The following is a 15,440-nucleotide window of genomic DNA, read 5'->3' on the forward strand; positions in this document are numbered from 1 at the left end:
CGCGTCGCGGCGTTGCGAGCATAGGTCGCCGCGGTGGGTTCCGCGCCGCCTCCGCCGCTGCGGATCGGCTGGTCGCCGGTCCCCGAGGTGTTGCGCGGTGGGGCACTTTCTTCGGGCATGATGCCTAAAGCATCGCGCATCCGAGCATTTTGTTCTGGTTTGCCATCGCATCGTGTCGATGGGGAGCAGATGAACACGGCGTGGCGCATGGTTCGGCATGTGATGCCCGTCGCCCATGCCGCGTCGGTTTGGCGACACGCCATGGGGGACGGCTAGGGTCGTCTTCGTGACTGGGTCGGGTGGCACCGCTGTGGCGGGAGAAGCGGGAACACCGGGCGATTCGCAAACATCGAGCGCCGTGGGGTCCACAGGTGGTTCGCTACGTGCCTGGCAGCGCCGGGCCCTGATGAAGTACTTGTCCACCAAGCCGAGGGACTTCCTTGCGGTGGCGACGCCGGGCGCGGGTAAGACGACCTTCGCGCTGCGGGTCGCGGCCGAGCTGCTGGCCGACCGCACCGTCGACCAGGTCACCGTCGTCGCCCCGACCGAACACCTCAAACATCAGTGGGCCCAATCCGCGGCCCGCGTGGGCATTCAGCTGGATTCGCGCTTCTCCAACGCGACCGGTGCGACCTCCGGTGACTATCACGGCGTCGTGGTCACCTACGCACAGATCGCCTCGCATCCCGCCCGGCACCGCGTCCGCACGGAAAGACGCAGAACGCTGGTGATTCTCGACGAGATCCACCATGCGGGCGATGCGAAGTCCTGGGGTGAGGCGACCGCCGAGGCATTCGGTGACGCCACCCGGCGGCTCGCGCTGACCGGAACACCGTTCCGCAGCGACGACAGCCAGATCCCGTTCGTCACCTACGAACCCGATGAGGCCGGCTTTCCGCGCTCGCGCGCCGACCACACCTACGGCTACGCGGACGCATTGGCCGACGGCGTGGTCCGGCCCGTCGTCTTCCTCGCGTATTCCGGTGAGGCGCACTGGCGCGACAGTGCGGGGGAGGAGTATTCGGCTCGCCTCGGTGAGCCGCTCAGTGCCGAACACACCGCCCGTGCGTGGCGGACCGCACTGGATCCGGCCGGCGACTGGATGTCCAAGGTGCTGGTCGCCGCGGATACCCGGTTGCGCCAGTTGCGTGCGACCGGTATGCCCGATGCCGGTGGTCTGGTGATCGCCACCGACCAGGAGCGGGCCCGCGATTACGCCGAGCTGCTGGAACACATCACGGGTGAGCGGCCCGCGGTGGTGCTGTCGGATGATCCGTCCTCCTCGGACCGGATCGCCGAATTCGGCAAGAACACCCAGCCGTGGATGGTCGCGGTGCGGATGGTGTCCGAGGGCGTCGACGTGCCGCGCCTCGCGGTCGGCGTCTACGCGACCAGCGCCTCGACACCGCTGTACTTCGCCCAGGCCATCGGGCGGTTCGTGCGCGCGCGCAAGCCCGGCGAGACCGCCAGCGTATTCCTGCCGTCGGTGCCGGTGCTGCTCGATCTGGCCGCGCAGCTCGAGCTGCAGCGCGATCACGTCATCGGCAAACCGCACCGGGAGCAGAACGGCCTCGAAGACGAGCTGCTGATCGAGGCGAACAAGCAGCAGGACGAGCCGGGCGAGGACGAGAAGCCCTTCGTCGCGCTCGCCGCCGACGCCGAACTCGACCAGGTCATCTACGATGGATCCTCCTTCGGCACAGCCACTTTCGCAGGCAGCGCCGAGGAGGCGGACTATCTCGGGATTCCGGGACTGTTGGACGCGGAGCAGATGCGAGCACTGCTGCGGGAACGCCAGTCGAGGCAGCTGGCCGAACGCGGTGCTGCCGCGATCCCCGATCCCGGTCCGCAAGTCGCCTCGGCCGCCGAGCGGGTCGCGACCGCGGATAAGCTCGGTGAGCTGCGTCGCGAGCTGAACAGCCTGGTCGCCATGCACCACCATCGCACCGGCAAGCCGCACGGTGTGATCCACGGTGAGTTGCGCCGCGAATGCGGTGGTCCGCCAACGGCATTGGCTACCGCCGACCAACTCGGTGAGCGCATCGCTGCCCTGCGTCGGAAGTAACCGCTGGGCCGGAAGTAACCCGCTGGCGATCAGCGTGCGCTGGCCGCTGCGGGCCACGCCGACAGGGCGCAGTCGATGGATCGGGTGAGTTCGGTGTGCGAAACGCCGTCGCGGGCTTGAATCGACAGGCCGTACAGGATGGTGGTGTAGAAGCTGGCGAGGGCGGCGGTATCGGTGTCCGCAGGCAGATCACCTTCCGCGACACCACGATCCAGGCGTTTGCGGATGTCTTCGGTTGTCTCGCGGCGCATTTCGACCAGGAAGTCGCGGATGGTTTCGCTGCGGGTAGTGTAGGTGGAGCCGGCCAGCACGACCATGCAGCCATGCGGTTTGTCCGCGTGGGTATAGGCAGCGGCGTTGTCGCGCAGCATCGCTTCGATGCTGGCGCGTGCGGTGGGTTCCTCGCGCAGGGCGCGGGCGGTGTAGCCGCCTTCGGTCTCGCCATACAGGCCAACCGCCGCGCGGAACAAATCCTCCTTGCCGCCGAACGCGGCGTACAAGCTCGGTGAGTTGATACCCATCGCCGCGGTGAGATCGCTCATCGACGAGCCCTCGTAGCCGTGCTCCCAGAACACCTCCATGGCGCGACGCAGCGCGACCTTGCGGTCGAATGTGCGTGGTCGTCCACGTTCGGCCATGGCTCGATCCTTTCTGTGTCGATCGTTAAATATACCCCTTGACGCCGTTGTCGCCCATGCGCTTAGCTATTTATGTACTGATTGACACAAAATTTGGAGGAGTTGCGATGTCGGACCTGACGGGCAAAGTGGCGCTGGTCACCGGGGGTAGCCGTGGGATCGGAGCGGCGATCGTCCGACACCTGGCCGCCGCGGGCGCGGATGTGGTGCTGACCTACCAGCACAACGAATTGCTGGCGAAATCGGTGGTCGCCGAGGCGGAAGCATTGGGGCGGCGCGCGATCGCTATCCAAGCGGACAGCGCCGACGCGAACGCGGTTATCGCAGTGGTGCATCGGGCAGCGGCCGAATTCGGCAGGCTCGATGTGCTGGTCAATAACGCGGGCATCTTCCCGGCCAAGCCGTTCGAGGAGTTCGCCGTCGACGAGATCGACCGCGCGCTCAATATCCACGCGCGGGCGGCGTTCGTCGGCGCGCAGGCCGCGGTCGGGCATATGACCGAGGGTGGGCGGATCATCAGCATCGGCAGCAACCTGTCCGAACGCGCCCCATTCGGCGGACTCGCCTTGCACAACCTGAGCAAATCCGCACTCAACGGATTCACGAAAGCCCTTGCTCGCGAACTCGGTCCGCGCAGTATCACCGTCAACCTGGTACAGCCCGGCTCCACCGACACCGATATGAACCCGGCCGACGGCGACCACGCCACTCACCAAATCGACCTGACCGCCCTCGGCCGCTTCGGCACCACCGACGACATCGCCGCCACCGTAACCTTCCTTGCCGGCCCCTCCGGCCGCAGCATCACCGGCGCGACCTTCACTGTCGACGGCGGCACCAACGCCTGATTCCGTCGCCGCTCGATCCACACCGCGCGACCGTTGTCGACGCTGATGCTGTGTGAGACATCTCCTCCCAGATCCAGGGCGAGCCACCGCCGCGCCCGATTACCCGGCCGAAGTAGCGGCCAGGGGAGACGCCGACGGTGCGGCGGAAGGCGGCGACGTGCGCCGCACGGGGCCGCTGGCCGCCGCGGCCGGACTTCCGCGCGTTCTCCGGCTCCAAGCTCTCGGATCACCTATCGGGTCGAGCATTTCGAGCGCGGTCACGTCGCCGATCAGCTCTACGATGACCTGACGTTGTGCCGCGGCAACGAGTGCGACGGCCACCGGACCGGGCGTTTCGCCCGGGGGCATGCCGACCCGGCTCGCGATGCGGGCGATCGGCAGGCCTTTGGCCGGTAGTGGGAGGGAGGCGGCGAGACGGGCAGGGTTCGCCACTGGCCGAAGGAGATTCGACGAGCACCAGGCGAGCCCTGGGTGTGCGGGCTCGTGGCGGCGTCGCCGGCGAATTCGGCAAGGGTGGAGGGGCCGGAGGAATGCGGGTCAGGGCATCGGCGATCTGTTTGGTTCGGACATCCACCGGTCGAAGTAGTCCACAGGGTCGAGTCCGTTGATCGGGGTCCAACGGGGTGACTCGACCGGTACTGTCGAATCTTCCTGTGCCGCTTGGAAATAGCCCTGGATCTCCAGAGTCAGGCGCGGGTTCTCGTCCACGCGACGGGCCATGTCGTAGTACACCGCGAGGACGTGCACACAGCGGGCCGTGCGGACCGAACAGGAGCAGTCCGTTCCCGCCGGGTTCGGTGCAGGGCTGATGCTGGCGCTGACCAGTGCCCGGTGCATCTCATCGGTGAGAACTGTTGTGTCCGGAATGATTTCGCTGATTGCCGTGATGGCCGAGCGGGGTAGCGGCGCGACTTCGAGGTGGGTTACCGAGGCCTGCCCACCGCGGTGGATGGCGGCGCGCACGACGCGGCCTTCGACGGTCGCTTGCACGCCATTGTTGCGGGCAATGCTGCGGGCACGGGGGAGTAGCGGGTCGGGTCGGGTCTGGCGCAGGGGTTCGGCGAGCCGAACCCAGTCCATACCCCATGCCGTATACCCGAATTCGTTATCTGCCATCAGTTCTCCCTCTTGCGACGCAGGATATCGATGAGCTGGTCGTCATCGAGGCGGGCCAGAGCGGCGATGCCCGCCGAATCGTCGAGGTCCGCGAGGGCGGATTTGCGGTCGTGCATGCCCGCGATGTGCTCCTCGACGGTGGTGCCCGAGGTCAGGGTGGTGATGGTGACGGTGCGGGTCTGGCCGATGCGGTGCACTCGGTCGGACGCCTGGGCTTCCACGGCCGGATTCCACCACCGGTCGAAGTGGATGACATCGGCGGCGCGCGTCAGGGTGAGTCCCGTGCCCGCGGCGCGCAGACTCAGGATCAATACGGGCGGACCGTTCTCGGTTTGGAAGTCCGAAACGATCTCGGCCCGCTCGGCCTGATTCAGGCCACCGTGGAAGAACGGCGCCCGCACGCCGAACTGTTCGTGTAGGTGGCGGACCAGCAGGTCGCCGGTGGCGCGGTACTGGGTGAATATCAGTGTCGGAGCAGCGGTTTCGAGATTATTGGCCACGATGTCGGTGCACAGGTCCAGCTTTCCGGACCGACCCGCCAATTCGCCGAGCTCACCGGTGATCAGTCCCGGATGGTTGCAGACCTGTTTGAGAGCGGTCAGCGCGGCGAGTACCCGGCTCTGCCGTTGCGCGCCATGGCCGAAGCCGTCATCGATCGCCTTGTCGAGCAGTTGGTCGTAGAGCCGCTCCTGTTCGCTGGTCAGATCGCAGAGCAGATCGCTGTGGATCTTGGCGGGCAGCGATGCGGCGACCTGAGCCTTCTTGCGCGCCAACAGCACCGGTTCGAGCGCATCCCGCAGCCGGGCCGCCGCGGTTGTCGAACCTTCGTGAACCGGCCGGACGAAGCGACGCCGGAACAGCGTGCGATGCCCGAACAGTCTCGGCGCCACCAGATTGAGCAGCGCCCACAGTTCGTCGAGATGGTTCTCCACCGGCGTACCCGTCAGTGCGACCTTCGCCTGTGCCGTCAACGCCCGCGCCGCCTTGGACACCTGGGTGCGTGGATTCTTCAATGCCTGTGCTTCATCGAAAACGACTGTCGCCCAGGATCGGTCGGCCAATACACCGCCGTGCAACCGCAGCATCGGATACCCGGTCACCACAACGGTCCCGGCTGCATCCGGGACCTCACCCCCGCGCCACGCCACCGCCCGCAGCCCCGGCGCGAACCGCGAGATCTCATGCGCCCAGTTCCCGACCAACGACGTCGGACAAACCACGAGCTGCGCCCCATCCCCGGCCAGCCCGTGCAGAAACCCAATGGTCTGTACGGTCTTCCCGAGCCCCATCTCATCGGCCAATACCGCCCCACCGTGCGCCGAGACGGTCTCGTGCAACCAGCCAACGCCGCGTACCTGATACGGCCGCAGCTCCGCCTTCAGTCCCGCCCGCAATTCCGCCCCGAAATATCGGGTTTCACGCAACACCCGCACGGCGCGCTCGGCGGACACGATCGCTGTCCCGGCGGCGTCGGGGACCGCGTGCGCCGCGATCGGCAGCGGTACTGCATCACCTGGGCCGCTTATCGACTCGTACCGCGCCTGGGCGCGGAGCTTCGTCATGCCGTCCGCCTGATCGATCGCGGCGGCATGCGGGCCAGATGTGTTGTGTGTATCGCGCGGCTCGACTTCGTCCAGCAGCACCGCGCGCCAAGCGTGGACGGACGAGCCCGCGTCACCGAGGTCGAGATGCAATAGTTCGTCAGGATCAACGAGTGCGCAATCGACGTCGGCGACCTCGATCGCGCCGCGCGGACCCGTAGGTACTGCTAAAGAAAACGTTTCCCGATTGCCGTCGGGCGCGCGGCCGGGCGCGGAGCCGGTCCAAGTCCATAGCGCGAACATGTGGCGCTCGGGCAGATAGGTGGCTTGTGTGCTGGGCAGAACGGTCCCCTAGATCGTCGTATGGTGTACGGAGTATTATAACAACGTACGGCGTACTGGATTAATTCCGAGAGGACCATGTGACCGATCAGGCGAAACAGTTGATGAGCCTGCTATGGCGACATGCTCTGCCGCCGCGATCCGGCGGGCGCGGCCCGAAGCAGATGGTGAGCGTCGATGCGGTCATCGCGGCCGCGATCGCCCTCGCCGATCGGGATGGGTACGAGAAAGTATCGATCCGCGCGGTCGCCGCCGAACTGGGACTGCGCCCGATGAGCCTCTATACCTACGTGCCGAGCAAGGAAGCTTTGACCGTGCTGATGGTCGACGCGGTCGCACTGCAGGACGCGTCCATCCCGACCGATCTTCCGGTCCGTGACCGCATGGCCGCGATCGCCGAGCAGGTCCGTGCGGAACTGATCGCGCATCCGTGGCTGCTGGAGGTGCCACCATGGCGGCTGGTGCTCGGTCCGGGTCGGATGCGTCGCTATGAACGACAGCTGGCCGCGATCGAGGAGATCGGGTTATCGGATCTGGCTATGGATCGGGTGATCGCGGTGCTGTCGGAATTCGCGACCGGCAACGCGCGGATGGCGATCGCCGGAATTCGCAGTACGGCGGAGTTGACCGACTCGCAGTGGTGGGAGCAATACGGCACGCTGCTGACCGAGGTCATCTCGGTCGAGGAGTTCCCGATCGCCGCGCGGGTCGGTGCGGCGGTAGGCGAACGCTATCAAGCGCCGTCGGACCCCCAGGGCGCCTTCGCCTTCGGGCTCGCGAAACTGCTGGACGGCCTTCTCGCCGAGCTCGGCGCCGGGTGAGCGCCAGCGAGTGCACCAGCAGCACAGTGCGGAAATGCCGACAGCGGGCGACTCGAAAGTCGCCCGCTGTCGTTTATCAGCGATGTTCTGTTGTTCGATGCTGTTGTGTCGGGACGCGAGGATCGGTCAGAGCTCGGGAGCCGATTCCGTATCGATCACGGCTTCGAGCTCACGCAAGCGATCCACGTGTTCATTCGCGTGGTGCTGGCAGAAGAGCAACTCGCCACCTGCGGGCAATACGGCACGAACTCGTGCGGCAGCTCCGCAGCGGTCGCAACGATCGACCGCGGTCAGTGGGGTGCTTGTCAGGGTTCCTGGCATGACTCCTCCGTCCTGGCTCCCGGCACTACAGTCCGTTCACCTGGTGTGGGGCCCGTGGTCACTCCGCGGGCTCGCTACCGCTACTTCCCAGCAGGGGTATGACTACTCTGTCAGACGTTCGGGACGGGGGCTTTGTTCCCGGAAGTGATTCAGTGTGTTTTCGGTAACATGACCTGGGATTTCGCTACTGGCGAACATCGCTGGTTACGTATCGAACTTCACTCGACCACGATCACGAACAGTCCTATCCAGTTGTCTACCGGGAGATTACCCGTGAACTACGACACTCACACGCTCGTTCACATTTGCACGCTCGCCGAATGGCTGACCGCGCGGCGGACCGGCGAGTACCGCCCGGAGTCGTTCGAGGAGATCGGGTTCATCCATCTGTCCACGCCACAGCAGGTGCATCTGCCCGCCAATCAACTATTCGCCGGACGGCGTGACATGGTGCTGCTGCGCATCGATCCGGCCCGCGTCGGTGCGCCCGTGGAATGGGAGCCGGGTGTGCCCACCGATCCCGAGTCGATGCTGTTCCCACATCTGTACGGTCCGCTGCCGGTCGGCGCGGTCATCGCCGTGGTCGAGTATCAGCCCGCCCAGGATGGCACCTTCGCCGTGCTCGATCCGAACTTTCCGGAGTCGTGATCTACCGGTCCCTGGCCTCACGCGCCACGATGGCGGCCTGAACCCGGGACCGCACACCGAGTTTGGTGAGTACCCGTGAAACATGTGTCTTGACTGTCGTCTCGCCGATGAACAGCCGCGCGGCAATCTGCGCATTGGACAGACCGTCACCGAGACAGTCGAGCACCTCGCGTTCGCGTTCGGTCAGCTCGGCCAGTCCGTCCGGTGCGGGCGCGCTTCGTGCGCCACTGGTCGCGGCGAACGCATTGATCACCGCGGCGGTCACCTCGGGCGCGAGCACCCCGTCACCGGCGGCGACCGCGCGCACCGCATCGACAAGTGCCTGTCCCGACGCGGATTTCAGCACGAAGCCGGACGCACCGGCGCGCAGCGTCCGGAAGACGTACTCGTCCAGATCGAAGGTCGTCAGGATGAGCACCCTGGCCAGGCCGTCGTCGGTGATGCGGCCGGTGGCGGTGATACCGTCGACGCCCGGCATGCGCACATCCATCAGCACCACATCCGGGCGCAGTGCTTTGGCCTGTGTCACCGCGATATCGCCGTCGGCGGCCTCGCCGACCACCTCGATCCCCTCTGCCGTCTCCAGGATCAGCCGCAGTCCGGCCCGGATCGCGCCGTGATCGTCGGCGATCAGTACCCGGATCATGACACCTCCGTCGTCGAGATCGGCAGCCGCGCAAGGATTTCCCAGCCGGCGGCACCGGGTCCGGCGCTGAAGGTGCCGCCGAGCGCCACGGCTCGCTCCCGCATGTTCATCAGACCCCTGTGGCGCTCCTCGTCGGTCGGTCGATTGTGCACCGCCACCGTTGGATTGCGCACCGAGAGAACCAAATCGGTTGTTTCCGTGTGCACGTCGATATCGACCGCCTGTCCCGGTGCGTGTTTCATGGCGTTTGTCAATGCTTCCTGGACGATTCGGTAGGCGGCCTGGTCGACCGCGCTCGGCAGCGAAGTCCCGTTCAGTGAATTCCGCACCCGCACGGTGATTCCGGCCGCGCGGGCCGCATCGACGAGAATCGGCAGCTGGGCCAGTTTGCGTGGCGCGGCCACATCGTCCTCGGCGCCATCGTCGCGGCGCAGCAGGCCGATCATGGTGCGCATCTCCTGCAGTGCGCTGACGCTATTGGACCGGATCGAGGAAATGATCCCGGTGACAGTGGGATCGGAGTCCTGCCGGGCCAGCACCCCCAGCGCCGCTTCGGACTGGATGGCGATGGCCGACAGGTGCCCGGCGATCACATCGTGCAGATCGCGCGCCATCGTCTTGCGCTCATCGGCGATGGCGGCGCGCCGATCCAATTCGGCGACCAACGTCATCGCCTGTACACGTTTGCGTTCGGCCTCGGCGATCTCCTTGTGCCCGCGTACCGTCAGTGCCCACCACAGCGGGGTCGCGACGAACGCGAACAGCGCGGCGATGGTGATCACCGCGACCCGCCAGTCGCCAAGCACCAGCGCGAGGACGGTCAGTGCGACCGAGATCACCCCGCACACCACGACCAGGACACGCGCGCGTGCGCGCTTGGCATACAGCACGCCCGCGTAGATCAGATCCGAATAGATGAGCCAGACCGGCACCGTCGGACCCAGCGCGAAATCGATGGCGAATGGAATCAGCCCGATACCGAGCGCAGATATCGGCAGGCGACGCCGCAGGAACGTCGCCACACAGATCAGCGCGAGCACCCCGAACCGCACCGGCAGCGACGGGTGGCGACTCAGGTCACTGGCCAACTCGAACAGGCCGGTCGGGTAGAGCGCGACGCCGATCGCGAACGCGAAGGCGGCGACCAGCGCGTCCTGCGCTGTCGCCGACAAAGCTTCCCACCGCCGCATCGACCTATCACAGCACACGCCCCCGCGTCCCGGGTCCGCCGAAGGAATGAGTTCCGGTCGATCCGATATCCGACATGCTCGGACCCGCCCGCCGCGACGCGGTGCGATCACCGGCCTGTGGGGTGGGTGGTCAGCCCTTTTCGCCGGTCAGGTGGCTCTGATACCACAGCGCCGTGGTCGCGATATCGGCTTCGGTTAGCGGGAGGTAGGTGCCGTCGTCATGCCAGCCGAGCGCCTGAATCGTCACGCGCAAGTCCTGTCGGAAGCAGATCGGATCGCGAATATGCCAGCGGTACATGCCGAATCGCTGCTGCGGCTGGTAGATCTCATCGGGCGGCAGGACCTGATGCAAGCCCAGATAGGGTGTGGAATACGTGCGGTAAGCGCCGTCGAGATCGAAATTCCATGCACCACCGAAGTAATCCTCGGTGCCGGTACCGCACAGGGTCGGATGGGTGGTGTCGCCATCGAGGTAGAACTTCAGCTCGCCCTCGCCCCACCAGCCCGGTGCGCCGGGCCGAATCGCCAGGTAAGTGCCGACATATCGGCCGGGACCCGGCACCGCGTCGAGAATTGTGTGCACTGCGGGCGCGCCGAGTGGCGCGCTGTGACGCCGTAGCGCGTGCAGATATCCGGCGGGGTCGGGGACATCCTCCTCGGTATAGGTGAATTGGTAGTAGACCGGCACCACACGGTCACTGCCGTTGTGCAGTGTGATCCTGGCGTGCTCACGAAAAGGCATGGGCCAGAAGCTGTTCAGACCACCGGCGGGCGCGACGACCACCATCTCGGACTGCACCAAGGCCAGTTCGTCCCAGCCGTTGCAGAAGAAATCGCCGAGTGGCAGGTCGATCGATGGCTCGGGTTCGTCGTCCCAGTGGATACGCAGTGTGAGCAGCCGTAGCACGGTGCGGTCGGTGGTGAGCCAGCAGTGGCGCAGCACACCGGGGCCGGAAATATTTGCGAGCGTCACGGTTGCGCCCGCACCGAGGTGTATGGACGGGGAGACTTTCCAGCCGGGGCCGAGCCGCCGCGCAGCATGTGCGCCGGTGCCCTCGATCGCGCGCGCCCCCGCACCGGGGGAGCCGGTCGGATTCTCCGCGCTGACCGAGCGGGTCCGTGCGGCGTCGAGCCGCCAGAGTTCCGATGCCGACCCTGGGACGGTCACAGTCCCGGCCAACCGTATCGGTCGGTGGCGGCGGCGTGGCCTGCGCGCTGCTGATGGGGGAAGGCGGTCGGCGGCTGCTCGAGTTCGCCGACCGCGACGGTGGCCGAGAGCTGCGCGAGCTCGCGCCGGAATTGGTCCATATCCAGCCAGAGGATCTGCTGTACCAATTCCTCCATCGTCTCGGCGGGCAGGGCACCGGCCTCCGAATACACCAGCAAGCCCTCGCGGAAAGCCATGAGAGTCGGGTAGGCCGAGACCCCAGCCATTTCGGTCAGCTGCTTTTCCGCATCGATATCCACTGTGCCGTAGACGATTTCGGGGTGTAGATCCGCGGATGCCGCGAAGACCTCGGCGAATCGGCGCGACGGTTCACACCACTGCGCACCCCAATCGATCAGCACGATGTGGCTGTTCGCGACGGTCGCATCGAAATTACTTCGGGTCACGGTCATTGTCGGCATCGAGGTCCTCGCGATCACTGTCCTTTACGCAACCCTGCATCCTCGCATAGGCCGCGGCTTCACGGGAGATGAGCCGATCGGTATTGTTCCGCGCTCGAGTACCGCGGCGGCACCGAATTCCCGGTTCATTTCGGCGATTTCGGTCTTCGCCCTGGTGTCTACACCATAGAGAATGGCCGGACGCAGGGGCCTTCCGGCGGCATCGGCGGGCAACAGCCACGGGCCGATCCCGGATATCGCGAGTGCGTCGAGAGTCGCACCCTCGGACGCGGTGAGGAGTTCGCGGATGATCGCGTGGAACTCCGCCAACCAGATGGGCTCGGCATCGTGTTCGACCCAACACGGTCGCTGCGTCGAAACACCGTGCGTCCGTTCGGATCCGGCGATAACGGTGTCGTCCGTATAGACCAGCACGCCCTTGGAGACGGCGGTCCCGATGTCGACGCCGGGATATGCGCTCGTCATCGGGTGAACTCGTCGACGGTGATATCCAGGAGGTCGCAGGCGGCCCGGACCGTGGCCCGATGGTCGCCGGGGACGGCGTGAATATGGTTGGCGCCGAAGCGGGACAGGAAGTCGTCGGCATGCGCGTCCAACCGGGCAAAGGCATGTGGCCATTCCCAGGTGGACTGCTTCATCAGCGATTCATTGGTCGCTCGGTCATAGGTCTCGAAATCGCCCAACATCAACTGCATTCGATAGTCGCCGTCCTTACGGGTGAGGCGCGCCAGGGTCATGCGGCCGGGCGCGGCCAGATGGTGCACCGATGCGCCACCCGCCGGGAAGAAGAACACCTCCGGATAAAGATGCACGTTGGCGAGATTCTCGGTCGGCTCATCGCTGCGGGCGGCGAACCAGGTGGCATGCTGGCCGGAGTTGCACAGATCCCAGATATCGCGGTCGGCGTGATAATGCCGGACATCGGCGAAAAGCACAGGGGTGTCGGCGATCTGCTGCAGCAGCCGCATGGTGAGTGCGCCGTCCATATCCGCTTCGGTCGCACATACATGGGGTTGTTTGGGGCCATTCCAATCGTAGGGGTCATTGAGGAACGCCTCGGTGATATCCATGGTGGCGAAGTACTGAGTGAGTTCGGGCTGACCCTTGATACCCGAGAAGTCCAGCCGCCATTCGTCGATCAACTCGCGCACAGCCAGATATGAGCGAATCTGGCGTTCCAGCAATTCGGGAGTGAGTTTCACGCCGTCGTAGTGCACACCGGCGGTATTGCGCTCCAACCACTCTCGTGCACCCTTCGCTTCACCGGCATCGGCCTGCTCGGCGCGGCGGACGATCTCCCACTGGTCGATCTCCTCGACATCGATGCCGAACAGGCGCTGCCATTGATCGGTATTGGCGACGGCCGTATTCATTCCCATCGGCCGACCGCCGAAGCGTCCGAAAGTGCTGCCGCGCAAGCTCGATACGGCGGCGGCCGCGGTCGCCTGGCGACCGATGGCCCCGATCAGCTCGGTATCGGCCGGATCGCCCCACAACCGAGTGTGCGCGCGGCCGATCTGATCCAGCGCACCGCCCGCGGCCAGCATGCCGACCATGCCCGGTTGCGCCGGATCGATATTGGACAGCAGTAGCAGCGGACCCGGTGTCGCACCCGCGGCCAGCATGGTGAAGTGCGGGAACGCCCAGACCGCGTAGTGCAGCACGGTGAGATCCACACCGGCGGCGGCCACTTCGCGTGCCACCGAGCCGGCCAGGGCATTCGTATTGATCGGCGCGGCGCCGCGGATAACCTCGTGCCCGGCTGCCCGCAACGCGGCGACCAGCCGATCCTCGGCCGACTCGATGAACTCCGCGATCCCGGCGTGCACATAATCACGCCCGTCGGACACGCTCATGACCCCGATTCGCGCCATCCCGACCGCCTCCCAACGCGCAGGCCCCCTCAGGATTATGTATCCGAAGGGCGTCACCGGTGGTCGGCTTCGGGCGAGCGGGTTCGAGGTCGTTATCTGCCGGTGACCCGGCTGTCGACCAATTCGGCGGTAATCGCGTCGAGTCGCCGGGCGCGGTCCGGATCGAGCCCGTGGCCGCTGAGGCGGGTCGGTTGCGGCGGCGCGAAGGTGGCGAGGGGTTCGGTCGGCGGATGGTCGACGGCGATGGGGACGATGGCCTTGCGTACCGATTGACCGGCGACCAGCGGCCGCGTCTTGTCGAGGATGCGGTGCGCCGTCGGCAGCGGGTCGGTCATGGCGGTGCACACCATGCGATCGCTCAGCGGGGAACGGCCGCGGTGACGGTGTGCGCGGTCGGGAAGGTGAGCGGCGCCAGGTGGACGCCACCCTGGGCCCAGCCCGCGCTGGTGATCCACCAGCGGTCGTCGTCCCACACGAGTTCGGCGGCGTGGGCGGCGATATGGCCGACCTTGCCGCCGATGTGGAACCGGAACGGGTTATCGCTGCGGAACACATCGGTGCCTACATAGTGTGGGCGCGGACCGATGAACAGGTACCACCAGCCGCCGTGGTGCACCACGAACGGTGACTCGGTATTGCCCGCTTCGGTGCCGATGCTGGGGTCGGTGTACGCGATATGGCGCTCACCCCAGTGCACGAGATCGCCGCTGGTGCGATACGCGACGACGTGGTGTCCGCCGCTCGGCGTGCTGGTTGCGCAGTAATACATGACCCATTGCTCGCCGATGCGTAAGACCATCGGATCCCTGGCGTCGTAGCCGTCGCGGAACAGCGGCCCGGCCCGGCTGCGGGTCCAGCGGAACAGGTCGGTCGAGGTGGCGAGGTTGATGGTGGCGGCGGTGCGGTCGGTGCCGCCGCCCGCGTAGAACATGTAGTAGCGGCCGTCGACGGCGATGACATGTGGTGCCCAGAGATGGGTTTCGCCGTAGTCGGGATCAACGGTCAGCGCCGATGATCGCTTGGTCCACGGTCCGTGCAGCCGGTGTGCGGTGGCGTGGGCGAATTCCGTTTCGTCGAAGGGGTCGGCGGGTTCGGGATGGGTGATGCCGAAGACGTGCCAGTGGCCGGATTCGTCGCGAATCACGGTGTGATCGTTGATGTACCAGGGGTGCGGTTCTCCGTCGCTCGGGTTGTAGATCCGCGTGAACGCGGCTGCTCTCACTACCTCGCGCGTTGCCATACAGCCATGATGACGTGTGCGGACCTCGCCGAGGTCAGGTCTGCGAACAGCCGCACGGATTTCCGCCATCGACAGTGGTCGTCCGTAGCGGCTGCTCGCTGGTGCCGCACCCGCCGCACTCGTGCCCGCAGCTACACAGCCGACGAGTCTGCGAATGACATCGCAATGAAGCCAGCCGTTCGGTTCGGGCAGATGGTGACCGAACCGCTGGTCGATGATGTCCGGATGCTCTGGCGCGGCCCGCGAATTGTCGGTGGCGTGCTGCTTGGTGCCGAACAATGCGAGTCGTGAGTCAGGGGTTGGCGGCTGCGGCCCTGCGGGGCAGGCGGACACCGACGGGTGGATCACCGAGCCGCTGGCCAGCCCTCCGAACGCCCTGGCAAATGGCGCAACCCCACAGCACCTGCCGCGAGTAGCCCGACTTCAGCCTGCGTCCCCCGCCCGGTCTCGGTATACCGGCCGTCTCGGTCAGCAGTATGTGCCGAGCTCGATGCTCCCGGGCAACCACTGCTCGCAGTGTG

At 66.1% G+C, this 15,440-nt stretch carries 17 protein-coding genes; 5 read left to right on the forward strand and 12 right to left on the reverse strand.

Annotated elements, in window-relative coordinates; genetic code table 11:
• Window positions 1-358 precede the first annotated feature (358 nt).
• Window positions 359-2,065 (forward strand): DEAD/DEAH box helicase, encoded by a 1,707-nt coding sequence (locus AB0L63_RS04605; RefSeq protein WP_364494554.1) that lies wholly within the window; start codon window positions 359-361, stop codon window positions 2,063-2,065.
• 29 nt (window positions 2,066-2,094) lie between these two features.
• On the opposite strand, the gene AB0L63_RS04610 is transcribed toward AB0L63_RS04605, so the two are convergent.
• Entirely contained in the window at window positions 2,095-2,703 is a 609-nt protein-coding gene (locus AB0L63_RS04610; protein ID WP_364494556.1) for a TetR/AcrR family transcriptional regulator, read from the reverse strand.
• Between the two features lie 107 nt (window positions 2,704-2,810).
• Here AB0L63_RS04610 and AB0L63_RS04615 point away from each other — a divergent pair, with 107 nt between their 5' ends.
• Entirely contained in the window at window positions 2,811-3,551 is a 741-nt protein-coding gene (locus AB0L63_RS04615; RefSeq protein ID WP_364494559.1) for an SDR family oxidoreductase, read from the forward strand.
• A 537-nt stretch (window positions 3,552-4,088) separates the two neighbouring features.
• Here the strand turns inward: AB0L63_RS04615 and AB0L63_RS04620 are convergent.
• Together AB0L63_RS04620 and AB0L63_RS04625 are read right to left on the reverse strand one after the other, a co-directional pair.
• Window positions 4,089-4,667, reverse strand: a complete 579-nt coding sequence (locus tag AB0L63_RS04620; protein ID WP_364494562.1) for a hypothetical protein — start codon at window positions 4,665-4,667, stop codon at window positions 4,089-4,091.
• Window positions 4,667-6,511 carry a DEAD/DEAH box helicase gene (locus AB0L63_RS04625; protein ID WP_364494565.1) on the reverse strand — a complete coding sequence of 615 codons (1,845 nt, stop codon included), beginning with the start codon at window positions 6,509-6,511 and terminating at the stop codon, window positions 4,667-4,669. The genes AB0L63_RS04620 and AB0L63_RS04625 overlap by 1 nt, the downstream gene beginning before the upstream one ends.
• Window positions 6,512-6,654: 143 nt before the next feature.
• Here AB0L63_RS04625 and AB0L63_RS04630 point away from each other — a divergent pair, with 143 nt between their 5' ends.
• A complete protein-coding gene (locus tag AB0L63_RS04630) occupies window positions 6,655-7,371 on the forward strand; it encodes a TetR/AcrR family transcriptional regulator C-terminal domain-containing protein (RefSeq protein ID WP_364495631.1) in 717 nt (238 codons plus the stop codon).
• A 126-nt stretch (window positions 7,372-7,497) separates the two neighbouring features.
• Here the strand turns inward: AB0L63_RS04630 and AB0L63_RS04635 are convergent, their stop codons facing one another.
• Window positions 7,498-7,692 carry a hypothetical protein gene (locus AB0L63_RS04635; protein ID WP_364494568.1) on the reverse strand — a complete coding sequence of 65 codons (195 nt, stop codon included), beginning with the start codon at window positions 7,690-7,692 and terminating at the stop codon, window positions 7,498-7,500.
• 273 nt (window positions 7,693-7,965) lie between these two features.
• Here AB0L63_RS04635 and AB0L63_RS04640 point away from each other — a divergent pair, with 273 nt between their 5' ends.
• Window positions 7,966-8,340, forward strand: a complete 375-nt coding sequence (locus tag AB0L63_RS04640) for a DUF952 domain-containing protein (RefSeq protein ID WP_364494571.1) — start codon at window positions 7,966-7,968, stop codon at window positions 8,338-8,340.
• Window position 8,341: 1 nt separating this feature from the next.
• On the opposite strand, the gene AB0L63_RS04645 is transcribed toward AB0L63_RS04640, so the two are convergent.
• From AB0L63_RS04645 to AB0L63_RS04680, 8 genes are all read right to left on the reverse strand, one after another.
• Window positions 8,342-8,986: a response regulator transcription factor gene (locus tag AB0L63_RS04645; protein ID WP_364494573.1), complete on the reverse strand. Its 645-nt coding sequence runs from the start codon at window positions 8,984-8,986 to the stop codon at window positions 8,342-8,344.
• On the reverse strand, window positions 8,983-10,176 hold the full coding sequence (locus AB0L63_RS04650) for a histidine kinase (RefSeq protein ID WP_364494576.1): 1,194 nt from the start codon (window positions 10,174-10,176) through the stop codon (window positions 8,983-8,985). The genes AB0L63_RS04645 and AB0L63_RS04650 overlap by 4 nt, the downstream gene beginning before the upstream one ends.
• Before the next feature lie 130 nt (window positions 10,177-10,306).
• The gene (locus AB0L63_RS04655) at window positions 10,307-11,344 is read right to left on the reverse strand and encodes a glycoside hydrolase family 172 protein (RefSeq protein ID WP_364494578.1); all 1,038 of its coding nucleotides are present in this window, start codon (window positions 11,342-11,344) and stop codon (window positions 10,307-10,309) included.
• A complete protein-coding gene (locus tag AB0L63_RS04660) occupies window positions 11,341-11,796 on the reverse strand; it encodes a thioredoxin family protein (RefSeq protein ID WP_364494581.1) in 456 nt (151 codons plus the stop codon). The genes AB0L63_RS04655 and AB0L63_RS04660 overlap by 4 nt, the downstream gene beginning before the upstream one ends.
• Window positions 11,797-11,829: 33 nt before the next feature.
• Complete coding sequence (locus AB0L63_RS04665; RefSeq protein WP_364494584.1) at window positions 11,830-12,270, reverse strand: FGGY family carbohydrate kinase; 441 nt, start codon at window positions 12,268-12,270, stop codon at window positions 11,830-11,832.
• Window positions 12,267-13,679, reverse strand: coding sequence for an L-fucose/L-arabinose isomerase family protein (locus AB0L63_RS04670; protein ID WP_364494586.1), 1,413 nt, complete (start codon window positions 13,677-13,679; stop codon window positions 12,267-12,269). The genes AB0L63_RS04665 and AB0L63_RS04670 overlap by 4 nt, the downstream gene beginning before the upstream one ends.
• Before the next feature lie 92 nt (window positions 13,680-13,771).
• Window positions 13,772-14,014 (reverse strand): hypothetical protein, encoded by a 243-nt coding sequence (locus tag AB0L63_RS04675; protein WP_364494588.1) that lies wholly within the window; start codon window positions 14,012-14,014, stop codon window positions 13,772-13,774.
• A gap of 23 nt (window positions 14,015-14,037) precedes the next feature.
• Window positions 14,038-14,901, reverse strand: coding sequence for a glycosyl hydrolase family 32 (locus tag AB0L63_RS04680; protein ID WP_364494591.1), 864 nt, complete (start codon window positions 14,899-14,901; stop codon window positions 14,038-14,040).
• A 183-nt stretch (window positions 14,902-15,084) separates the two neighbouring features.
• Between AB0L63_RS04680 and AB0L63_RS04685 the strand changes: the two genes are divergently transcribed.
• Window positions 15,085-15,210, forward strand: a complete 126-nt coding sequence (locus tag AB0L63_RS04685; protein WP_364494593.1) for a hypothetical protein — start codon at window positions 15,085-15,087, stop codon at window positions 15,208-15,210.
• The last annotated feature ends 230 nt before the right edge of the window (window positions 15,211-15,440 follow it).

It is taken from the genome of Nocardia sp. NPDC051990 (assembly GCF_040680755.1).
Classification (GTDB): domain Bacteria; phylum Actinomycetota; class Actinomycetes; order Mycobacteriales; family Mycobacteriaceae; genus Nocardia.

Bases quoted from the DNA above. Each gene is read 5' to 3' on its own strand.
- AB0L63_RS04610 (WP_364494556.1), bottom strand. From the start codon at position 2,703: ATGGCCGAACGTGGACGACCACGCACATTCGACCGCAAGGTCGCGCTG.
- AB0L63_RS04615 (WP_364494559.1), top strand. From the start codon at position 2,811: ATGTCGGACCTGACGGGCAAAGTGGCGCTGGTCACCGGGGGTAGCCGT.
- AB0L63_RS04620 (WP_364494562.1), bottom strand. From the start codon at position 4,667: ATGGCAGATAACGAATTCGGGTATACGGCATGGGGTATGGACTGGGTT.
- AB0L63_RS04625 (WP_364494565.1), bottom strand. From the start codon at position 6,511: ATGTTCGCGCTATGGACTTGGACCGGCTCCGCGCCCGGCCGCGCGCCC.
- AB0L63_RS04630 (WP_364495631.1), top strand. From the start codon at position 6,655: ATGAGCCTGCTATGGCGACATGCTCTGCCGCCGCGATCCGGCGGGCGC.
- AB0L63_RS04635 (WP_364494568.1), bottom strand. From the start codon at position 7,692: ATGCCAGGAACCCTGACAAGCACCCCACTGACCGCGGTCGATCGTTGC.
- AB0L63_RS04645 (WP_364494573.1), bottom strand. From the start codon at position 8,986: ATGATCCGGGTACTGATCGCCGACGATCACGGCGCGATCCGGGCCGGA.
- AB0L63_RS04650 (WP_364494576.1), bottom strand. From the start codon at position 10,176: ATGCGGCGGTGGGAAGCTTTGTCGGCGACAGCGCAGGACGCGCTGGTC.
- AB0L63_RS04660 (WP_364494581.1), bottom strand. From the start codon at position 11,796: ATGACCGTGACCCGAAGTAATTTCGATGCGACCGTCGCGAACAGCCAC.
- AB0L63_RS04665 (WP_364494584.1), bottom strand. From the start codon at position 12,270: ATGACGAGCGCATATCCCGGCGTCGACATCGGGACCGCCGTCTCCAAG.
- AB0L63_RS04670 (WP_364494586.1), bottom strand. From the start codon at position 13,679: ATGGCGCGAATCGGGGTCATGAGCGTGTCCGACGGGCGTGATTATGTG.
- AB0L63_RS04675 (WP_364494588.1), bottom strand. From the start codon at position 14,014: ATGACCGACCCGCTGCCGACGGCGCACCGCATCCTCGACAAGACGCGG.
- AB0L63_RS04685 (WP_364494593.1), top strand. From the start codon at position 15,085: ATGAAGCCAGCCGTTCGGTTCGGGCAGATGGTGACCGAACCGCTGGTC.